This window comes from Salinicola salarius, from assembly GCF_002179555.1.
GTDB classification, from domain to species: Bacteria; Pseudomonadota; Gammaproteobacteria; order Pseudomonadales; family Halomonadaceae; genus Salinicola; species Salinicola salarius_A.
Genome location: NZ_NHOU01000004.1, coordinates 22,806 through 42,530, shown reverse-complemented (window position 1 = coordinate 42,530; position 19,725 = coordinate 22,806). Strand labels below are relative to the sequence as shown.

The following is a 19,725-nucleotide window of genomic DNA, read 5'->3' as shown; positions in this document are numbered from 1 at the left end:
CCCACCGCTTCACGAGTCACGTCATGCCGATACTGCAAGCCTGCGCCCATCGCATCGATAAACAGAGCGACGAACAACCCACCACGCTGACCTGCGGCGAGGCGATGACCGACATGGCGATCGCGGACTCGCTGCTCGCGAACTTCAATTCGAGCTTTCACGGCAAACCCAAGGCGTGGGGGCACTTTGGCGAAGCCGGCGTGGAGGGAGACGCCGAAGACAGCGAGGCGGCGCCTGTCTCCTCGTCACGTTTCGCCTTCGAGCTCGAGCGCTATCGCAGCGGGGAAATCAACTTCACCGACTTTACCCGCCAGACCACCGAAAGCCTGATGCCGTTGCTCGATGCGCATCTTTCGATCGGCGGCCACTGGTGGTTCGTGCACTCCCGTCAGGGCGAGGCGGAATATCTGACGCTGGCCATGCTCCACCAGCGTGACGGCTACGGGTTCGATGACGATCTCAACCTCATTGCCGTCCAGCAACTCAATCTCGGCCAGTTGATGCTGGCAGCCAGGATCGACCTGACCCAGTGGCAGCGCGGGCAGTCGCGCCAGTACATCACCTACGTGCAGGATCGGGGCAACAAGAAGCTGGTCGAAGCGTTCCGGGAGTGGCTGGGTTGTCAGGAAGGCGTCAATGCCGGCGCGGAGACCCGCACCCTGCTCAAGGCGTTCAGCGATTATGTCGAAAGCGAGGATCTGCCCGAAGAGGCCAGCCGGGAGAAGACCGAAACGCTGATCGAATACGCCAACAGCCAGGCCAAGCGCGGCGAGCCGATCACGCTCGACGAGCTCTCCGAGCTGGTCGACGAGCAGCAACCCAAGGCGTTCTACGACTATATCCGCAATCAGGACTACGGGCTGGCCGCCGAGATCCCGCCGGACAAGCGTACCCTGCAGCAGTTCAAGCGCTTTGCCGGCCGCGCCAGCGGCGTCTCGATCAGCTTCGACTCGCACCTGCTCGGCAACAGCATCGAATACGATGACGAGCGCGACCGCCTGATCATCAAGCAGGTCCCCGGGCAGTTGAAGGATCAGATCAAGCAGCGCAAGGGCTAAATCCAGTCAGCACGACTGTCGCCGTTCCAACGAAAAAGGCCCACCCCTTGCCGGAGTGGGCCATCTTTCTTATCGAAACCTACTGCAATATCTGCAGCGCTAGGTCACTTCCCGCGATTGGCCTTGACGCCTTCCTCGATACGACGGCCGATGGTCTCGTCGATGTTGCGCCAGTACTCGAACACGCGAGAGAGCACCGGTTCTTCGACACCGTTGGAAACGTGGCCGACGACGTTGCTGACCAGCCGGTCTCGGGCCGCGTCGTCCATCACCTTGTTGATCAGGTCGTTGGCCTGGCTGTAGTCGTCGTCCGCCGGGCGCAGCGTATAGGCCGTGCGGACGAATTCGCCATCCGCCGACCAGACCGCATCTTCCGGATAACGCGCGGGATCGGCCTTGGGCCCGCCCTTGCTGTTGGGAGCATAGACCGGATCGCTGGCATTTCGCATGCGCATCGCGCCGCCCTTGCCGTAGCTGTTGACCGGCGACTTGGGCGTGTTGACCGGGATGTGCTTGTAGTTCACCCCGAGACGCGCACGGTGTGCATCGGCATAGGAGATGGAGCGCGCCAGCAGCATCTTGTCCGGCGAGAGGCCAGTACCGGGAACCATGTTGTTGGGTTCGAAGGCGGCCTGTTCGATCTGGGTATGGAAATCTTCCGGGTTGCGATCCAGCGTCATCTTGCCGACTTCCATCAGCGGATAGTCGCTGTGCGGCCAGACCTTGGTCAGGTCGAACGGGTTGAGGCGATAGGTCTTGGCATCCTCGAACGGCATGATCTGAACCTGTAGCGTCCAGGTCGGATAGTCGCCCCGCTTGATCGCGTTGAACAGGTCACGACGATGGTAGTCGGCATCGCTGCCCGCCATCTGGTCCGCCTGCTCCTGGGTCATGCATTTGATGCCCTGGTCGGTCTTGAAGTGATACTTGACCCAGAAACGCTCGCCCTCGGCGTTGACCCACATGTAGGTATGGCTGGAGTAGCCATTCATGTGGCGCCAGCTGGCTGGCACGCCACGGTCACCCATCAGCCAGGTCACCTGGTGGGCCGTTTCCGGCGCCATGGTCCAGAAGTCCCACTGCATGTCGTGATCGCGCAGACCGTTGTCGGCACGGCGCTTCTGGGAGTGGATGAAGTGCTGGAACTTCATCGGATCGCGAACGAAGAAGACGGGGGTATTGTTACCCACCATGTCGAAGTTGCCTTCTTCGGTATAGAACTTGAGCGCGAAGCCTCGCGGATCGCGCCAGGTATCCGGGCTACCGGATTCACCCGCAACGGTGGAGAAGCGCGCGACCATCTCGGTCTTCTTGCCCGGCTGCAGAAACTTCGCCTTGGTATACCGGCTGATGTCATGCGTCACTTCGAAATGGCCGAAAGCGCCACCGCCCTTGGCGTGCGGCTGACGATCCGGAATCATTTCACGGTTGAATGCCGCCATCTGCTCCATCAGATAGTGATCGTGAAGCACGATCGGGCCATCAGGGCCGACGGAAAGCGCATTCTCTTCGCTCGCTACCGGAATACCGGCTTCTGTCGTCGTCGGTTTGCGAATGTCGCTAGTCACGGTGATCTCTCCCTAATTCTACGATGCGAGGCGCTGTCGCCCCGGCATACCAAACCACGCGGCGATCCTCGGCGTGGTTGTCGCGATAAGTCTCTCGCCCTGCTGAGCCAATAGCTCATACGCCAGGTTCGCGACGCGATCGCCTCAATACCGTCCGTCCCGACCACCCTGCCCCACTTTCACTGCCCGGCGTGGATGACATGGCGGCCCGATACGAACGCAATCCAATTTATAGAGGGAACGCAGGCAGTGTCCAACCGGGGAAAACCGACTTCAGGGTCACGGAGCCGCAAGGGCCGGGGGGCGGTGAGTACTCGGTTACCGGAAAAAAGAGGCGCAACCGGCCTCAGCAGGGGCTGCGCGATAGTCATTTGCTCTGGGTGACACAGAGTCTTGATAGTCAGTATCAATGTTTGTCATGGACAAATTTCATGACTTGCGGCCATTGTTGGCTTATCGAACAACATCGATCAATGGCGTCAGTGATGATCGTTTCTATACTGATGGATTACGCTATCGGTCAGTGGCCGATGCGTTTCGAAACATGGACGTTTCTTCGAGGTCATCGTGTCCCACTCGCTTCAAGCCATTCGTACGGCGTTGCGCTGCCGTGCGCTCCTTGCTGCATCGTTAGCCGCGCTTCTCGGGGGATGCAGCCAGGGCTCGATCTCGTTTCTCGACCCGCAAGGTCCGATCGCCCAGGCTCAGCGCGATCATTTCTGGTTCGTAGTGTTGATGACGCTGATCGTGGTGGCGCCGGTGATCCTGCAGACACCATTCATCGTCTGGCGCTATCGCTATGGCGGCAAGGGCACCTATCGGCCGCACTGGGACCGGTCTCGTTGGCTCGATATCGCCATGTGGGGCATCCCCGTTGCCGTGGTCATCGTACTTGCCGTCGTACTCTGGCGGGAAACCCACCAGCTCGATCCCTACCGCCCGCTCGAGTCCGACAGGCAGCCACTGCAGGTTCAGGTCGTGGGCTTCGACTGGAAGTGGCTTTTCATCTACCCCGAGCAAGGCATTGCCAGCATGGGCCAGCTGGTATTGCCGGAAGATCGTCCCGTCGCGTTCCAGCTGACCTCGGCCACCGTGCTGCAGACCTTCTTCATTCCAGCGCTCGGCAGCCAGATCGACGTCATGAATCGCATGGTCACGAAGCTTCATCTTCAAGCCGACAACACGGGACGCTTCCAGGGCAAGAACATGCAGTACAACGGCAGTGGCTTTCATCGTCAGCGCTTCATGACCCAAGTCGTCGATGATGCGCAATTCGATGACTTCGTAGCTCATGCTCGACGCGATGGCTATCGACTCGATCGACAACGCTTCACCCAGCTGAACGAAAAAAGCGATGCCACCGATTTCGCTGCCATGCTGGGAATCAAGAACTATCAGCATAGCGATCTCATGGCATTTTCCCCCATTCCGTCGCAACTCTTCGATGCCATCGCCCACCACGCACCGATCGACTGGACGTCACTGACGCCATCGCCACCCCAGAATCGCAAAGCCATGGACGAACGGATGTCACCCTCGAACCCTATCCCCGTGCCCCCTGATGCCGAGGAAAACACTCACGATGAAGCTGAAGACAACGGCGGGGAGAAGGCAACGTGAGCGATATCTGGAACGTTGTCTTCGGTCGCCTGGGCTGGGATGCCCTGCCCTTCTGGGAGGCCGTTCGCGATCCGACGACCTTCAATATCATCAACGGCATCATTGCCGGCGGCGCCGCTGGAATGGTCGTGCTGGGCGCGCTCGGCGTCGTGATCCTGGTGACCTGGCTGGGCAAGTGGAAATATCTGTGGTCGGAGTGGCTGACCAGCCCGGATCACAAGAAAATCGGGATCATGTTCATCATCATCGCCATGGTCATGCTCTCCCGCGCGATAATCGAAGCGGTATTCATGCGCGCGCAGCAGGCAGTCGGGCTGGACGGGGGCTTTCTGTCGCCCGAACATTTCGGCGAGTTTTTCACCACCCACGGCACGATCATGATCTTCTTCATGGCGATGCCATTCCTTACCGGCATCATCAATTACGTCATGCCGCTGCAGATCGGTGCCCGCGATCTGTCGTTTCCGGTCATGAATCAGATCAGCCTTGGCCTTACCGCAGCGGGCGCAGCGATCGTGATGATTTCACTGGTGTTGGCGCCATTTTCCACCGGCGGCTGGAGTGGCTATCCTCCCTACACGGAACTGTCCTACAGCCCTGATGCCGGCGTCGATTACTGGATTTGGGCGGTGACGCTATCCACGCTCTCCTCGACGTTGACCGGCATCAATTTCGCGGTGACGATCTATAAAAAGCGCGCGCCCGGCATGAAGCTATTCCGTATGCCGCTGTTTACCTGGACCGCGCTGAGCACCGCCATCCTGATGATCTTCGGCATGCCGCCACTGACCGTCGCCACCGCCCTGCTGGCACTGGATCGCTATCTCGACTTTCACATGTTCACCAGCGATCTGGGTGGCAACATGATGAACTACATCAACCTTTTCTGGGCCTTCGGTCATCCCGAAGTCTATATTCTGATTCTGACGCCTTTCGGTATCTATTCTGAGGTGTTTTCGACTTTTTCAGGGAAACGACTCTACGGCTACACCCTGCTCGTGATCGCGACCATATGCATCGCCTTTCTCTCGTTTACCGTCTGGCTCCATCACTTCTTCACCATGGGTCAGAGCGCCGCGATCAATGCCGTCTTCGGCATCGCGACGATGCTGATCGGCATCCCGACCGGGGTAAAGGTGTACGACTGGATGCTGACCATGTATCGCGGACGAGTCAGACTATCGGCTCCCATGATCTACGCCGTCGGCTTCATCATGCTGTTCGTGATCGGCGGCCTGACCGGGATCATCCTCGCCACGCCGAGCGTCGATTATCAAGTGCACAACTCGCTGTTCCTGGTCGCCCACTTTCACAACATGCTGATCCCGGGCTTGCTGTTCGGCATGCTCTCGGCGACCAATTTCTGGTTCCCCAAGGCGTTCGGCTTCCGCCTGGAAGAGCGCTGGGGGCGGCGCGCCGCCTACGCCTGGATCGTAGGTTTCATGCTGGCATTCTTTCCTCTATATGCGCTCGGCCTGCTGGGCATGCCACGACGCTCGCTGACGTTTTTCGGGGTATCCGGATTAACTGGTTGAAGTGACCATCAAGTCCCTCCGAACCCTCCACCCCTCCAGAAGGTTGATAGATCGACACCGAAGTTCTTCTCGGGCTCGGGGAGTCCCCTGTCGTAGGTCATGGTGGCCTTGCCCTGGAATGGGGACTCCTTGGTCTGTGGCGACTTCTTCTTGTGTTTGGTGGTGTAGAGCATGCGGGCCCGCATCACCTCGAACGAGTAGCCCCGACCATCGCGGTTCTTGTCTTTAGCCAGCCGGTTGATCGACTCCGTGAAGGCGTTGGTGATCGGGATGTCGGTCTCGAAGTAGGTCAGCATCTCCTCACCCCATCTGCTGACGGCGCTGACAAGATCCTTCCAGACCTCCTTCTGCCCTTGGGGAATGTCGTCAATCCAGGCAGCCAGCGCCTTCTCGGCGTCACACCGGTTGGTGCAGTCCCAGATGCGGTAGAACCGCTCCTTGTGTTCGTAGGCTGCCAGGAGCTGAGGGAAGGCCCCCGTCCATGTCTCCATGATGAGACGTTCGCGGTCTGAGACGTCGTGAGCCCGCTTCAGGAGGATCTTTCGATCCCCCTTGAGGGTCCGTCGCTGGTTGGCCGTCAGCTCCTTTCTGAGGCCCTTGCGAATCTTCTCCAGGGCCTCATTGGCCATCCGCACGACATGGAACTTATCGACCACGATACGGGCCTGTGGCAGCACCGCCTGGACAGCACGGTGGTAGGGCTTCCACATGTCCATGCTGACAATCTCGACCTCGTTGCGGTCGGTCATGCTCATGAGGCGCTTTGTCACCGCCGCCTGCTGGCGACCCGGCAGCAGGTCCAACAGAGTGCGCTCCTCCAGATTGGTAAGGATGCAGCGGTAGCGACGGTTCAGGTACAGCTCATCAATCCCCAACCAGCGGGGCGTTTCGAAGCGGTGCCAGGCCGCAAGAAACTCGGCCTTCTTCTTGAAGATCTCGCGGACGGTCTTCTCGTCAAGGCCCATGGTATTGGCCACATAGGCGTAGGGATGGTTGAAGGCTTCCTTCTCAACGTAACTGTAAAGCCTCTGCGTCATGCGATGATCGTCCACCATCTCGGGAAGCTCTGGGCGGAATGTCTTCCCGCATGCTCGGCACGAATAGCGACGGCGGACCACCCAGAGGGTGACTCGCTTGCCGTGAATGGGCATATCTCGGTAAGCCATATCGCGCTTGCCGAACCTGACGAATTCTCCCACTACGCCGCACTCCTCGCAGGCCACAGGGACCGGAGCTTCGACCTGAAAGTGGAGATCATGCTCTTCCCTCTTTGTGCCCAGGATGCGGTATTCCGGTAAGTGAAGGATGTTGTCAGGCAGAATGGTCATGCAAACGTTCCTTGTGGCTCTTTGTCATGTCACGACGGCCATCTCGTGTGATGGCCGTCGATCACGAACTCGTGCCGATGCCGACCACCGGGATGGTAGTGAGGATGGCGATGGGGCTCCGGCCCCTCCCAGCCCTCATGCTCATGCTGGTGATGCTCGTCGTGGTAGTGCAGATGGGTATGCGCCACGGGGTCGTGGCTATGCTCGAGGATCAGCGGGTCCCGTGCCGGCCAGATACGGGTCGCGAGCGCCGTCGACAGCAACGCAATCGTCCCCAGCAGGGCGAAGGTCTCGATCAGTCCCACCTCGGCCCCGACCCAGCCGGCCAGCGGATAGGCCACCAGCCAACAGCAATGCGACAGCGAGAACTGCGCGGCGAACAGCGCCGGACGGTCCTCGGCGTGGCATGACTGCTTGAGCAGGCGCCCGGTGGGCGTCATGACCAGCGAAGCGCCGGCGCCCAGCAGGAACCACAGCCCCATCAGGCCGGCGAAGCCGGGCGCGAGCAGGCCGAGAAATAGGCTCACCGTCATCAGCGCGGCGCCCGCGAGCATGATCGGGCGTTCCCGCACGCGCTCCAGCACCTTAGGCAGCAGCAGGGCCACCAGCATCGAACCGCCCCCCACCGCCGCGAAGGCCATGGCCACCGCCTGCTCGCCCAGGTCCAGGGTGGAGCGGACATAGACCACGGTATTGACGATCTGCATGGCCCCGGCAGCCGACACCACCATATTCAAGGCCAGCAGCCCGCGCAGCCGGGGCGTTTTCAGGTAAATCCTCATGCCATGGGAGACCTTACGCCACACGCTCGGCGCCTCGTCCTTCGCCGCCTGGGGCGACGGCAACACCACTGAGACGACCAGACCGGCTGAGACCAAGAAGGCTAGGCCGTTGAGCAGGAACAGCACATCGAAGCTCATCACCATCAGCAGCGCCGCGGCCGCCATGGGGCTGAGCAGGTTCTCGAGGTCATAGGCGAGCCGCGACAGCGACAGCGCCCGGGTGTACTGCCCCTCGTCCTCGAGGAGATCCGGGATCGTCGCCTGGAAGACCGGGGTAAAGCCCGCCGAGGCGGCGTTGAGCAGGAAGATCAGCACATAGATCTGCCAGACCTCGGTGACAAAGGGCAACGCGCAGACCACAGATGCTCGCAGCAGGTCCAGGCCGACCAGCAGCACGCGGCGCGGCAGACGCGAGGCATAGGCCCCGGCCACCGGCGCGATTCCTACATAGGCTACCATCTTGATCGCCAGTGCCGTGCCCAGAACGACACCCGCCTGTCCCGCCGCCAGGTCATGGGCCAGCAGCGCCAGGGCGACCGTCGTCAGCCCGGTGCCGGCGAGGGCGGTGACCTGGGCCAGGAACAGGTGGCGGTAGCGACGGTGACTCAGCACCTCGAGCATGCGGCTCTCCTTACGACGTGGATACAGTTACAGGTAGCGAACAATCGCTTTGAAGTCGTCGACGTGGGCGCTCTGCGCCGGGTCCTGGGGGGCGATCGCTTCGTCCAGACAGTGGTCGATATGATCCTGAATGAGGGTCCGCTTGGCCTGCTGGATCGCCTTCTCCACGGCGTGAAGCTGCTGGGCCAACTCCAGGCAAGGGCGCCCGTCCTCGATCATCCGGGTCACGCTCTCCAAGTGCCCGCCCGCACGCTTCAGGCGCTTGATAATGTCGGGATGCGACTGGTGGGTGTGCGATGTCATGGTCCGTTCCTTGTTGGTATTCCTATCCCCCTGGGGGGGATGTTAAGCTCCCGGGCGCTGTCGTGCCAATGCCCCATGGGGAAACGGCCCGATAGCGCCTAACTCCCGGTTTTCCGCTCTGGTGCTGATCTGCCCTATGCTCAATCGCCTGTACCATCGCCTCGGTCACCTGATCCTGCTGCTGCTGATCGCGCAGGGGCTGGTCATGTCCGGCATCGGCGAGATACGCGCGCATGGGCCGGTCGACTCGGCAGCGGTCGAGCACTCGTTTCAGGGAGAACTCCAGGCAGTGCATGGCCATGCGCATGTGTCGACCGACCACCAGCCGCTGCCGCATGACAGCGGTAGCCACTTCCACGAGACGGCGGGTCGGGTCACGGACGGGATCGTCGTGGCGCCCCTGATCCCCAGCACCATCCGGAGGCAGCAGCGGGATGGCCGCCCGCTTCGCCGTGCCTTTCGGCTCGAGCGTCCTCCACGGCCGGTCATCGCGGCATGACCGGGGTCGCCCGCCGGGCGATCGTGATTCAATACCTAAACCGTGGAGAGTTTCATGTTTCCCTCATCGATAAGGGGCGTGTGCGGCGTGCCTGACAAGGCCCGACACTACGCCCTGACCCTGTTCGCCCTGCTGGTATTGCTCCTAGGAGCCAGCGGTGATGCCCTGGCCCATGCCGTCGCGGAAGGCGACAAGGGCTATATCCAGGAGATCTACGGCATCCACCTGGTATCGTTCATCTACCTCGGCGCCAAGCACATGGTGACGGGGTACGACCACATCCTGTTCCTGCTAGGGGTGATCTTCTTCCTCTACCGGATGCAGCACATCGCCATTTACGTCAGCCTCTTCGCCCTGGGGCACTCCACGACGATGCTGCTCGGGGTGTACTTCAACATCGGCATCAACAGCTACCTGATCGATGCCATCATCGGGCTGTCTGTCGTCTACAAGGCGCTGGACAATCTCGGCGCCTACCAGCGCTGGTTCGGCTTCCAGCCCAACACCAAGGCGGCGACGCTGGTCTTCGGCTTCTTCCACGGCTTCGGCCTCTCGACCAAGATCATCGAGTACGAGATCTCGCCGAACGGCCTGGTCCCCAACCTGCTGGCGTTCAACATCGGCGTGGAGATCGGCCAGCTGCTGGCCCTGGGGGCCATCCTCATCGTGATGGGATTCTGGCGGCGCACCGCCGGCTTCCTGCGCCATGCCTACACCGCCAATGTCGCCATGATGTGTGCCGGCTTCGTGCTGATCGGCTATCAGCTCACCGGCCTGTTCACCGCCTGATTTCAAGGAGTCCGAGATGTACAACACCGATATGCCTAACCGCGCCGAACTGCCCTCTACCGGGAAACTGATCCGCTCGACCCTGCTGGCCGCCGTGGCCGCCACCGTGCTGCTGGTCACCGTGGTCCTGCCGGCGGAATACGCCATCGATCCCACCGGCGCGGGACGCCTCTTAGGGCTGACCGACATGGGGGAGATCAAGCAACAGCTGGCCGAGGAGGCCGAACTCGACCGGGCGAATGCCGCGGCAGCGCCCCAGCCAGAGGTGCCGGCCGCGACCACGCCGGAGCCCGAGGCCCAGGAGATCGTTGCCGAGACCAGCGCTGAGCCGACTGACACTGCGCCCGCCGCCGCTGAGGCAGAGGCCCCGGCACCCGAGCCGGCCCCCCGCTGGCGTGATGAGGTGAGCTTTACCCTGACGCCGGGCGAAGGGACGGAATACAAGCTGACCATGGAGGAAGGCGCCGTGGCACGTTTTGCCTGGGAGTCGGAGGGCGGCCCGGTCAACTTCGACACCCATGGTGATGGCAACGGCAATTCAATCAGCTACGAGCAGGGGCGCGGCGTGCCTCAGGATGAGGGTGACTTGGAGGCGGCCTTCACCGGAAATCACGGCTGGTTCTTTCGCAACCGCAACGACAATGATGTGACCGTCGTGCTGCGCCTCGACGGTGACTACGGCGAGCTGAAGCGTATGCTTTGATCGCCAAAGCAATCTCAGTCCCCTGGCCCTCACGGAGGGCCAGGGTCTCTATACCAGCCCGGCCCTTCACCATCCCTATCAACCAAGAAATCCGTTGAGGACTAGAGCAAGTACCTTTTTGCGATAGCCAAATATCAACCAGATATTCCGGATACCCGTTTTTCGAACCGGCCTATCTGCCCTGGACCATCGCCGCCGGCTGCGGCGCCCTCGTGATCCTGTTCGCCATGCTGTGCCTGCTGATCCAGCTCTGGGTGAGCGTACGCGACCGCCATCACAACGACGTGTTCGTCGGCGATCCGTGGGATGGACGTAGCCTCGAATGGGCAACCAGTTCACCACCGCCGGAATACAACTTCCCGGTCATCCCCGAGGTGTTCAGCCGTGACGCCTTCATGGCCGAGAAAGAGCAGGGCAAGGCTTACCAGGTACCGGACGAATTCCCCGACATCGAAATGCCCGCCAACAGCGCCATGGGCGTGATCATCGCGGTGACCGGTACGGCGATGGCGTTTGGTCTGACCTGGTACATGTGGTGGCTGGTGATTCTCTCGGCGATGGTCACACTGGTCGCCATCATTGCACGCGGCTACGTGCGCAAGACCACGCGCACCATACCTGGCGACGAAGTCCGCCGCACGCACCTGGCCTGGATCGAATGCGTGCGCCGAACGACGCCGGTCGACCGTTCGAAAGAGCAGACGAGGGAAAACCGGGGGCTGCCCGTGCCACCCGTGGAAGGAGCCGTTCAATGACGACGACCACGAAGATACACCCCGGCCACACCGATCAGGCGAGACCCCGTGCGCACCATCCCGGCCTCAATCTCGGGCCAGCCCATCAAGAGAGCGAGGATACCCGCGAAGAGATGGTGTTCGGATTCTGGGTGTTCATGATGAGCGACCTGATCGTCTTCGGCCTGCTCTTCGCAACCTACGTCACCATGCTCGGCGGTACTGCCGGAGGCCCCGGCCCCAGTGACTTGTTCGAACTCAAGAGCGCCTTCATCGAAACGATGCTGTTATTGATCAGCAGCTTCACGTTCGGCATGGCATCGTTGGCGCTGAAATATCGCAGCGACCGGAAGGTCCTCGTCGCCTGGCTACTGGTGACGCTACTGCTGGGGCTCGGGTTTCTCGCCCATGAACTCTACGACTTCCACAAGATGTTCACCGAAGGCGGCGTGCCCAGCCGAAGCGGCTTTCTCTCGGCGTTCTTTTCGCTGGTGCCCTTGCATGGCCTTCACGTCATCGGGGCCTGTATCTGGTTGATTGCCCTGCTCGGCCAGATTGCCGTGCATAGGCTCGACCCACCCACCAAGACCGGCCTGATGCGGCTGGCCATTCTCTGGCACTTTCTGGACGTGGTCTGGATCGGCATCTTTTCGCTGGTGTATCTGGGAGGCATCGTATGAGCTATCGCCAACTTTCCGAGCAGGAAGCGCGTGAGAAATCCGGCGAGTTGCGCAGCTATCTCTGGGGGTTCGGGCTGGCACTGATCCTGACGCTGATTCCGTTCGGCCTGGCGGCCTATACGCAGATGGCAGCGGGAACGCTCTATCTCGTCATTGCCGGCTGCGCCGTGATCCAGATCGTGGTGCACTTCCGCTTCTTCCTGCACATTACGCTGGCCAGGAACAAGCGTGAGGATCTGCAGTTGATCCTGTTTACCGTCCTGATCCTGGCCATCATGGTTGGCGGTACGCTGTGGATTCTCTTCAATCTCTACTATCGGATGATGCCCGACATGTTGCCCTGATCCGATGGATCGATCGTGGTCAGGTCGCCCGCGGCGACGATCGATCCCGGCCCGGCTTCCCGTAGCGCCTCGGGCACGAAAGGCGCCAGCCATTGATGGGTATCAGCTCGACTCCTGTGAATCGCCGGGCTGCAGATCGTTTGCCCTGGCGAACGCCAGAATCACTTGTCGCAAGACCTGACGCTGCTCCTCGGGCAGATCACGGTAGATCCGCAGCACCTCGTCTTCCTCCCCATTGACGGGTACGACCCAGGTCGCCTGCATGGGGGCGCAAACCTGCGAAGCCTGTTCACCGTAACGCAAGACCTGGGGCTCGATGCTCAACCATCTCGCCAACACTTGCAGTTTGTCCTGCGAGGGTATCGAATCGCCCCGCAACCACCGACGTACCGCCTGGAAGGTGATTGGAGACCCCCAGTAGCGCAAGTTGAACTCACGCTCCAGTACCGAAGGGCGAGGTTCATACCCAGCGGCGGTAAGCGCCGTCTTGAGGCGCAACGCGAACATGCTTTTTTCATCCATGTATTGAATTTGAACTATTTGTTCAATTTACGTTGAACCATAGTTCAAATTTGTATTGAATTATTAATTCAACCCCCTATCGAATTTTGGAGTCGATAGTAGCCGTTGGGCCGCAGTCTCACTAGAAAACGCTCGTTGAATGCCACAGGGATGGGCGAGGTAGAAGGCTTTGATGAGGTGCCACGCCGTGAACCTGGATTGCTACGAAACATGGCGCCAAGACGTCATGGACCAAACAAGACAAATCGATACATTAACCGAGCAGCGTCTCGACCGGGTACGCTGGATCGCCAGGCAGCACTACAAGGTGACGGATGCCTGGTTCACCCTGGTGGGTAGCGATCGGCAATGGTGCAGGAACAGCGGAGGGTCGGTATCGACCGACATTCCGGATGCCCTGTCTTTCACCCATCACACCCTGCGTCACAACGAACTCTTCGTCATCGAGGATGCATTGCGTCATCCCGAGTTCGCCAACCACCCCCAGGTCGTCGGATCGCCCCATTGGCGTTTCTTTGCCGGCGTGCCCATACGCGACATCGAAGGCGGCAGCATCGGTACGCTGTGTCTCGTGCACACCTCGCCGATTCCGAGCGGGACGCTGAATTTCGAGATGCTCCATGTGCTTGCCCACCAGATCGAGGATGAGATTGGCCGTCATCTGCTGATCCAACGTCCGCCCGGGCTAAAGCTCGACCAGCTCGACGCCCTGACCGGTCTGCCTGATCGGGGTCTGCTCCAGAGGCTGATGAGAGAAGAGCTGGCGCTTGCCAGACAATCCCAGGGCAATCTTTCGGTCTGTCTGATCAACCTGGATGGATTCAACAGCATCAACGAGTCGCATGATACCGCTGCCGGGGACGCCGTGCTCAAGGTCATTGCCGATCGTCTGCGCGATGCCGTACGTCGCAAGGATGTGGTGACGTATCTGGGAGGAGACGAATTCGCCATCATTCTGCGCGACGTGCTGCAGCCGGCGATCTGCCGACGCATCCTCGATCAGATCCGCACTCCCATCCAGACAGAAGAACACGTCCACAGCCTTACCGCCAGCATGGGCATCACCTGCTATCCCGACGACGAAGCGGATGCGGACGCGCTCCTGCATCACGCCTACCAGGCCATGTACTCGGCCAAGGAAGCGGGCAAGAACGGGTACTGCTATTTCGATCCCAAACTCCATCACTCTCGTCGCGAGCGCCTGGCGATCGCCCGTGATGTCCGCCTGGCGCTGTCACAGCAACAGCTGGAACTCTTCTATCAACCGGCGATCGACTACCACCTCGACACGGTAACGGGATTCGAAGGATTGCTACGCTGGCGCCTGCCCTCGGGCAAGATTCTGCCGCCGGGCCGCTTTCTCCCGCAGATAGAGCACACCTGGCTCGACATCGAGATAGGCAAGTATGTCATCGACAAGGCAGTGACGGCTATCGAAGAGATCATGCGGCGTGGCCTGCCCTACTCGGTCAGCGTCAACGTCAATCCATCCAGCTTTCTCGACAGCGGCTTTGTCGATCACTTGCACCGCGCCCTTGCACACCACGACCGAAGCCTGGTGGAACGGCTCACGCTGGAGATACTGGAAAGCGCCTCGCCGCAGGAAGACATGGAAGCCATTGCCGACAATATTCAGGCTTGCCTCCAGCTCGGTCTGCAGCTGTCGCTGGACGATTTCGGTACGGGTCAGTCGTCGCTGAGTTATCTACGCACTTTCCCCACCCAGAAGATCAAGATCGACCGCTCCTTCGTGATGGGGATGCTCGACAACCCCGAGGACGAGGCCATTGTCGCGGCGATTATCGGCCTGTCGAAGAGCTTCAATCGACAGTCCATCGCGGAAGGGGTAGAGAACGATTCGATCGAGGCGCATCTCAAGGACCTCGGCTGCGACATCGGGCAAGGCTTCCATTACAGCCCCGCCCTACCTTTCGAAGAAGCCCTTCAGTGGGCGGAAAATTACCAACATCAACAGTGATCCTCTTCCGACAGTCAGTCAGGTCTGCGCCGAGCCGATTCCCGTCGGCGTGGTCTCCTGGCCCCCAGCCCTCCGCGCGAACCGTGTCAAGCGCACATCAATGGTCACGGTGAGCGCTTCCAGCGCCTCCGCCCTGGCCCGGCCTTCGGCACTGGCGCGGTAGAGATGCGGCGTCATCGCCAGCAGGTCGGCAATGGCCTGCGACTCCTCCAGCGCCAATGAATAACGGATCGTCTCCACGTCTTGCCGGATCAGTCCATCGGGCACCGCTGCCGATCGCTCGCGCTCCGGTTTCAGGCTGGGATAGATGATCTCGCGCAACTCGCGAAGATGGTCCGGTCCGGCGTCGGCCTGGATCAATACCCCGCCCGGCCTGAGCACACGAACGAATTCCGGATAGACGGGAAAGCCGAACAGACACAGCACGCAGGCCAGCGACCCCTCCTGTACCGGCAGATTGGCGTTGCTGCCCACCACCCAACTGGCACGCTCTTCCCGTCCATGGGTCGAAACTTGTCGACCGGCTGCGCTTTCCCGCGTCGCGGTGCCCTGGTCCTGCCTCGTAGCAGATAGCACCGCCCGCTCTTGCTTGGCGGCGCCCTTGTCCTGCTTGGCAGCAGATAATACCGCCCGCTCTTGCTTGGCGGCGCTCAGCACCGCCCACTTGGAGATATCCAGGCCCAACAGCGACAAGGCGGCATCGGGGGCGCTCGCCGCCGCCAGCTGACGCAGGTAATAACCTTCGCCGCAGCCGGCATCCAGGCAGCGGAACGCGTCGCCGGTGGGTTGTTCCGCCAGGGCAAGACGCGATACCGCCTCGGCGATGGGCTGGTAATGGCCCGCATTCAGGAAGCGCTGGCGTGCCGCCACCATCGCCTTGCTGTCTCCCGGATCGCGGGAACGCTTGTGCTGGACGGGCAGCAGGTGGGTATAGCCCTGCCGCGCGATATCGAAACTGTGACCGGCCGCGCAGCGCCACGTCTGGCCTTGGCGATGCATCGGGTCCCCGTCCAGCGGACAGGCCAGCGCGGAAAAAGGAATGAAGGACATGGTGCCACCACTTGCTCGTGAAGCCCGCCAGTGTACGCGAAATCCATCGTCGCTCGAGGCCTCGGCGCTCCGGAACGAACGACTACGACAGCGAACCCTGGTTGTCGCGCCCCGATAGTCTGCTCATCCCGAACCCTGCCAGTTCCGGCGCAGCGCGACCGCTCGTCAGCCATCGGCCCAGCGACTCCCCCATGGCGCTGGCAAACTTGAAACCGTGGCCGGAGAAACCGCCGGCAACGATCAGGCCGGGGAGCGGTTCATCGATCAGAAAGTGCTCGTCCGGGGTGCGGATATACTGGCAGACAGCGCCATGGCGCAGCGCACCAACGCCCGGCAGATAGCGGTCGATCACCTGCTGGAGCTCGGCGATATCCTCCGGATGTTCGCCAAACGGCGCCATCGTTTCGCCCGGCGCGAGGATCTGGCCGCTATCGTGTCGGCCGATCTTGAACCCGGCGCCATCGATGTCCGGGAAGCCGTAATAGATGCCTAGCTCGTCGTCGGTGAGGCTGAAGCCGGGGAAGCGCTCCGACACATAGCGGTCGTCGGCCTCGAACCAGGCGAACGTCTTGCGCACGCGAGTCAGCGGCAGCTCGATGCCGAGTTCGGCCAATAGCGGCGCCACGTGCTGCCCCGCGGAAACCAACAACCGGTCGGCGCTGAATCGCCGACCGTCATCGCAGGTCGCCGCATAACCGCCCTGCTCCAGAGGCTCCAGGCGCACGACACGAGCGCCTGACGTCAGCGTCACGTTGGCACTCCGTTCGACTCGCTGCCGCCAGCACTCGATGATCCGCTCGACCCGCAGCACTCCGGCGCGGGATTCGAAGCCGCCGCGCATCGAGGCATCGAGCCGCCATCCCGGCCAGCGCTCGGATGCCGCCGAGCCGTCCAAGCCCTCCAGCGGCAGATCATACTGCCGCGCACTCGCCTCGACCTGCTGGATGAACGGCGCCGAAGCCGGGCCGAGATTGAGCACTCCGGTGGGCAGAAACAACGATTCGCCCGTCTCTCGCTCGAGCTCGCGCCAGCGTTCCAGCGCGCGCAGGGCCAGCGAGACATAGCCGCTGCCCTCGCCATAGGCCAGCCGAATCAACCGGGTTTCGCCGTGATGCGCGCCCTGATCGTGGGGCGGGCGGTGGGCGTCGAGCACCCGCACCGCGGGCTGGCCGTTGGCACCGGAAGAGGCCACCAGATAATCCGCCGCCACCAGTCCCATGCTGCCGCCGCCGATGATCAGAAGATCCGTGTGTGTCTCAGAATGCATTCGAAAATTCCTGGGATCGATATCAGGCCGTCGAGGCTTCAGTGGGTTGCGCATCCGCCTGCTTGTCCTCGCTCCGGGCAATGATGGCGGTGCCGGTCAGATCGCCGGTCACGTTGAGCGCGGTACAGCCCATGCCGACCAGCGCATCGATCGAGGTCAACAGTGCCACGGTCTCGATCGGCAACCCGACCTGAGCGAAGACCGTCGCGATCATCACGATACCCGCGCCGGGCACCCCCGCCGTACCGATAGAGGTCAGCGTGCCGATCAGCACGATCTCGACCATGGTCATGAAGTCCAGCGGGATGCCGACCACGTTGGCGGCAAAGACAGCCGAGATCGCGATTCGGATCGCCGCGCCGTCCATGTTGATCGTCGCGCCGAGCGGCAGGCTGAAGCCGTAAAGACTCTGCGGAATGCCCAGCCGCTGTGCCGCATTCAGGGTCAGCGGCAGGGTACCGGTGCTGCTCTGGGTCGCGAAGGCCGTGGCCATCGGCGTGCGCGCCTCACGGAAGAACGCCCCCAGACGCACGCCGAACGCCTTCATCAATACGCAATAGAGCACCAGATGCATGGCCAGCGCGAGATAAAGCACGATCACCATGGTGCCCAACGACAGGATGGTATCCTTGCCCTGCCTGGCCACCGTACCGGCCACGATGGCGAACACCCCGATGGGCACGTACTGGAGCACGCCTGCCATCACCTTCATGGTCACCGCATTCAAGCCTTCGATGACGCCGTAGAGCTTCTCGCCCAGCTCGCCCTGCCCCTCGCTGTGACGCATCTTCAGCAGCGCGATGCCGAACACGAAAGCGGTAAAGATGATCCCCAGCAGATTGGGCTCGGCGAGCGCGCCGACGATATTGTCCGGCACGATGCTCAACAGCACGCTGACCAGCCCCGGGTTTTCCGGCACGTCGATACTGGCGCCGTCGTCCAGCGTCATGCCGCTGCCCGGCGAGAACAGCGACGCCACCGCCAGCCCGACCACGATCGCCATGGCCGAGGTCGCCACGTAATAACCAAACACCTTGCCACCGATGCGCCCCATACGGCCGAAATCGGCCTGATTGATGCCCACGATCAAGGTAAACAGCACGATCGGCACGATCAGGAACTGCAGCAATCGCAGCAGCAGATCGCCGAACGGCGCCAGCCAGCTCGCGACCGTCTCACCGCCGATCAACCCGACCACCACGCCCAGCACCAGCGCGATGGTCACGCGCAGGATCAGGGAAGCGTCGAGGTAGCCTCGAAATAGCGTTTTCATGGAGATGCCCTATCGAAAACAGTAGGCGGAATGGCTCTGTCGGATCTTCTCTTCATGACCAAAGATAAAGCTCATGACCAAAGCTAAAGCCTAACGCAAAAAGCCCGGCACGTAGCCGGGCTCTGGGCGGCAGATGCGCGATATCAGCCGCCGATCTTGTCCTGCGTTCGTGTTTCGAAGTCGCTGGCGTCGTGGCGTTCGTGAAGCTGGGTTTCCGGCTCGCCGAAGGTGCGGTTGACCATGCGGCCACGCTGCACGGCCGGGCGGGCGTCGATCTCCCTGGCCCAGCGCTGGACGTTCTCGTAGCTTTCCACGTCCAGGAACTCCGCGGCCTCGTACAGCCGGCCCAGCGCCAGCTGGCCGTACCAGGACCAGGTGGCGATATCGGCGATAGTGTACTCGTCACCCGCCAGATAGCGCGATTCAGCCAGCCGGCGGTCGAGCACGTCGAGCTGACGCTTGGCTTCCATGGTGAAGCGATCGATGGCGTATTCGATCTTCTCCGGCGCATACGCATAGAAGTGGCCGAAGCCGCCACCCAGATACGGTGCGCTGCCCATCTGCCAGAACAGCCAGTTCATGGTCTCGACCCGCTTGGCCGGATCGGTCGGCAGGAAGGCCCCGAACTTCTCGGCCAGGTGCAGCAGGATCGAGCCGGACTCGAACACGCGAACCGGCTTGTCGCCGCTGTAATCCATCAGCGCCGGAATCTTGGAATTCGGGTTGACCTCGACGAAGCCGCTGCCGAACTGATCGCCGTCGCCGATATTGATCAGCCAGGCGTCGTACTCGGCATCCTTGCCCAGCGCCAGCAGCTCCTCGAACATGACCCCGGCCTTGACCCCGTTGGGCGTGGCCAGCGAGTAGAGCTGGAACGGATGCTTGCCGACCGGCAGCGCCTTGTCGTGGGTCGGCCCGGCGACCGGACGGTTGATGCTGGCGAACTTGCCGCCGCTTTCTTTGTTGGGCGTCCAGACTTTCGGCGGCACGTACTCGTTTTGCTGACTCATGAAATGTCCTCTCGATGAAGACTCGACCCCGCATGACCAAAAAGCGCATGGCGAGTCGTAA

At 61.5% G+C, this 19,725-nt stretch carries 19 protein-coding genes; 10 read left to right on the top strand and 9 right to left on the bottom strand.

From position 1 onward, the window contains the following. Positions 1-23 precede the first annotated feature (23 nt). Positions 24-1,058 carry a nucleoid-associated protein YejK gene (gene yejK, locus CCD76_RS04650; protein ID WP_087718377.1) on the top strand — a complete coding sequence of 345 codons (1,035 nt, stop codon included), beginning with the start codon at positions 24-26 and terminating at the stop codon, positions 1,056-1,058. 104 nt (positions 1,059-1,162) lie between these two features. On the opposite strand, the gene CCD76_RS04645 is transcribed toward yejK, so the two are convergent. Continuing rightward, positions 1,163-2,626 carry a catalase gene (locus CCD76_RS04645; protein ID WP_087718376.1) on the bottom strand — a complete coding sequence of 488 codons (1,464 nt, stop codon included), beginning with the start codon at positions 2,624-2,626 and terminating at the stop codon, positions 1,163-1,165. Between the two features lie 567 nt (positions 2,627-3,193). Here CCD76_RS04645 and CCD76_RS04640 point away from each other — a divergent pair. Next, entirely contained in the window at positions 3,194-4,246 is a 1,053-nt protein-coding gene (locus CCD76_RS04640; RefSeq protein ID WP_087718375.1) for a cytochrome ubiquinol oxidase subunit II, read from the top strand. Then, a complete protein-coding gene (locus CCD76_RS04635) occupies positions 4,243-5,781 on the top strand; it encodes a cbb3-type cytochrome c oxidase subunit I (protein ID WP_256961107.1) in 1,539 nt (512 codons plus the stop codon). The genes CCD76_RS04640 and CCD76_RS04635 overlap by 4 nt, the downstream gene beginning before the upstream one ends. 8 nt (positions 5,782-5,789) lie before the next feature. On the opposite strand, the gene CCD76_RS04630 is transcribed toward CCD76_RS04635, so the two are convergent. Genes CCD76_RS04630 through CCD76_RS04620 form a run of 3 tightly spaced genes read right to left on the bottom strand, consistent with a single transcriptional unit; the run spans position 5,790 to position 8,815 of the window. Beyond that, positions 5,790-7,109 (bottom strand): ISL3 family transposase, encoded by a 1,320-nt coding sequence (locus CCD76_RS04630; RefSeq protein WP_087718374.1) that lies wholly within the window; start codon positions 7,107-7,109, stop codon positions 5,790-5,792. Positions 7,110-7,138: 29 nt separating this feature from the next. After that, entirely contained in the window at positions 7,139-8,512 is a 1,374-nt protein-coding gene (locus CCD76_RS04625; RefSeq protein WP_087718373.1) for an MFS transporter, read from the bottom strand. 27 nt (positions 8,513-8,539) lie between these two features. Further along, complete coding sequence (locus tag CCD76_RS04620) at positions 8,540-8,815, bottom strand: metal-sensing transcriptional repressor (protein ID WP_087718372.1); 276 nt, start codon at positions 8,813-8,815, stop codon at positions 8,540-8,542. A 136-nt stretch (positions 8,816-8,951) separates the two neighbouring features. On the opposite strand from CCD76_RS04620, the gene CCD76_RS04615 reads away from it, so the two are divergent. The 6 genes from CCD76_RS04615 to cyoD all read left to right on the top strand — a co-directional run bounded on the left by CCD76_RS04615 (position 8,952) and on the right by cyoD (position 12,564). After that, positions 8,952-9,314: a hypothetical protein gene (locus tag CCD76_RS04615; protein ID WP_087718371.1), complete on the top strand. Its 363-nt coding sequence runs from the start codon at positions 8,952-8,954 to the stop codon at positions 9,312-9,314. A gap of 54 nt (positions 9,315-9,368) precedes the next feature. After that, positions 9,369-10,103 carry a HupE/UreJ family protein gene (locus CCD76_RS04610; RefSeq protein ID WP_087718370.1) on the top strand — a complete coding sequence of 245 codons (735 nt, stop codon included), beginning with the start codon at positions 9,369-9,371 and terminating at the stop codon, positions 10,101-10,103. A 16-nt stretch (positions 10,104-10,119) separates the two neighbouring features. Next, positions 10,120-10,806, top strand: a complete 687-nt coding sequence (locus CCD76_RS04605) for a hypothetical protein (RefSeq protein ID WP_087718369.1) — start codon at positions 10,120-10,122, stop codon at positions 10,804-10,806. Between the two features lie 212 nt (positions 10,807-11,018). After that, entirely contained in the window at positions 11,019-11,561 is a 543-nt protein-coding gene (locus CCD76_RS04600; RefSeq protein ID WP_087718368.1) for a hypothetical protein, read from the top strand. Next, the gene (locus tag CCD76_RS04595; RefSeq protein WP_087718367.1) at positions 11,558-12,220 is read left to right on the top strand and encodes a cytochrome c oxidase subunit 3; all 663 of its coding nucleotides are present in this window, start codon (positions 11,558-11,560) and stop codon (positions 12,218-12,220) included. Before CCD76_RS04600 ends, CCD76_RS04595 begins: the two co-directional genes overlap by 4 nt. Beyond that, positions 12,217-12,564: a cytochrome o ubiquinol oxidase subunit IV gene (gene cyoD, locus CCD76_RS04590; protein WP_087718366.1), complete on the top strand. Its 348-nt coding sequence runs from the start codon at positions 12,217-12,219 to the stop codon at positions 12,562-12,564. The genes CCD76_RS04595 and cyoD overlap by 4 nt, the downstream gene beginning before the upstream one ends. Before the next feature lie 102 nt (positions 12,565-12,666). Here cyoD and CCD76_RS04585 read toward each other — a convergent pair whose 3' ends face one another. Further along, positions 12,667-13,071 carry a transcriptional regulator gene (locus CCD76_RS04585; protein WP_256961106.1) on the bottom strand — a complete coding sequence of 135 codons (405 nt, stop codon included), beginning with the start codon at positions 13,069-13,071 and terminating at the stop codon, positions 12,667-12,669. A gap of 241 nt (positions 13,072-13,312) precedes the next feature. Here CCD76_RS04585 and CCD76_RS04580 point away from each other — a divergent pair, with 241 nt between their 5' ends. Next, positions 13,313-15,064 carry a putative bifunctional diguanylate cyclase/phosphodiesterase gene (locus CCD76_RS04580; RefSeq protein WP_087718364.1) on the top strand — a complete coding sequence of 584 codons (1,752 nt, stop codon included), beginning with the start codon at positions 13,313-13,315 and terminating at the stop codon, positions 15,062-15,064. A gap of 18 nt (positions 15,065-15,082) precedes the next feature. Here CCD76_RS04580 and CCD76_RS04575 read toward each other — a convergent pair whose 3' ends face one another. From CCD76_RS04575 to yghU, 4 genes are all read right to left on the bottom strand, one after another. Continuing rightward, positions 15,083-16,114, bottom strand: a complete 1,032-nt coding sequence (locus tag CCD76_RS04575; protein ID WP_087718363.1) for a putative RNA methyltransferase — start codon at positions 16,112-16,114, stop codon at positions 15,083-15,085. A gap of 82 nt (positions 16,115-16,196) precedes the next feature. Further along, on the bottom strand, positions 16,197-17,381 hold the full coding sequence (gene solA, locus CCD76_RS04570) for an N-methyl-L-tryptophan oxidase (protein WP_179208845.1): 1,185 nt from the start codon (positions 17,379-17,381) through the stop codon (positions 16,197-16,199). A 22-nt stretch (positions 17,382-17,403) separates the two neighbouring features. Then, positions 17,404-18,654: a dicarboxylate/amino acid:cation symporter gene (locus CCD76_RS04565; protein ID WP_087718361.1), complete on the bottom strand. Its 1,251-nt coding sequence runs from the start codon at positions 18,652-18,654 to the stop codon at positions 17,404-17,406. Between the two features lie 143 nt (positions 18,655-18,797). Next, positions 18,798-19,664, bottom strand: coding sequence for a glutathione-dependent disulfide-bond oxidoreductase (yghU, locus tag CCD76_RS04560; protein ID WP_087718360.1), 867 nt, complete (start codon positions 19,662-19,664; stop codon positions 18,798-18,800). Between the last annotated feature and the right edge of the window lie 61 nt (positions 19,665-19,725).

Bases quoted from the DNA above. Each gene is read 5' to 3' on its own strand.
- CCD76_RS04595 (WP_087718367.1), top strand. From the start codon at position 11,558: ATGACGACGACCACGAAGATACACCCCGGCCACACCGATCAGGCGAGA.
- solA (WP_179208845.1), bottom strand. From the start codon at position 17,381: ATGCATTCTGAGACACACACGGATCTTCTGATCATCGGCGGCGGCAGC.
- cyoD (WP_087718366.1), top strand. From the start codon at position 12,217: ATGAGCTATCGCCAACTTTCCGAGCAGGAAGCGCGTGAGAAATCCGGC.
- CCD76_RS04610 (WP_087718370.1), top strand. From the start codon at position 9,369: ATGTTTCCCTCATCGATAAGGGGCGTGTGCGGCGTGCCTGACAAGGCC.
- CCD76_RS04575 (WP_087718363.1), bottom strand. From the start codon at position 16,114: ATGTCCTTCATTCCTTTTTCCGCGCTGGCCTGTCCGCTGGACGGGGAC.
- CCD76_RS04630 (WP_087718374.1), bottom strand. From the start codon at position 7,109: ATGACCATTCTGCCTGACAACATCCTTCACTTACCGGAATACCGCATC.
- CCD76_RS04625 (WP_087718373.1), bottom strand. From the start codon at position 8,512: ATGCTCGAGGTGCTGAGTCACCGTCGCTACCGCCACCTGTTCCTGGCC.
- yghU (WP_087718360.1), bottom strand. From the start codon at position 19,664: ATGAGTCAGCAAAACGAGTACGTGCCGCCGAAAGTCTGGACGCCCAAC.
- yejK (WP_087718377.1), top strand. From the start codon at position 24: ATGCCGATACTGCAAGCCTGCGCCCATCGCATCGATAAACAGAGCGAC.
- CCD76_RS04620 (WP_087718372.1), bottom strand. From the start codon at position 8,815: ATGACATCGCACACCCACCAGTCGCATCCCGACATTATCAAGCGCCTG.
- CCD76_RS04580 (WP_087718364.1), top strand. From the start codon at position 13,313: ATGGACCAAACAAGACAAATCGATACATTAACCGAGCAGCGTCTCGAC.
- CCD76_RS04585 (WP_256961106.1), bottom strand. From the start codon at position 13,071: ATGTTCGCGTTGCGCCTCAAGACGGCGCTTACCGCCGCTGGGTATGAA.
- CCD76_RS04605 (WP_087718369.1), top strand. From the start codon at position 10,120: ATGTACAACACCGATATGCCTAACCGCGCCGAACTGCCCTCTACCGGG.
- CCD76_RS04565 (WP_087718361.1), bottom strand. From the start codon at position 18,654: ATGAAAACGCTATTTCGAGGCTACCTCGACGCTTCCCTGATCCTGCGC.
- CCD76_RS04615 (WP_087718371.1), top strand. From the start codon at position 8,952: ATGCTCAATCGCCTGTACCATCGCCTCGGTCACCTGATCCTGCTGCTG.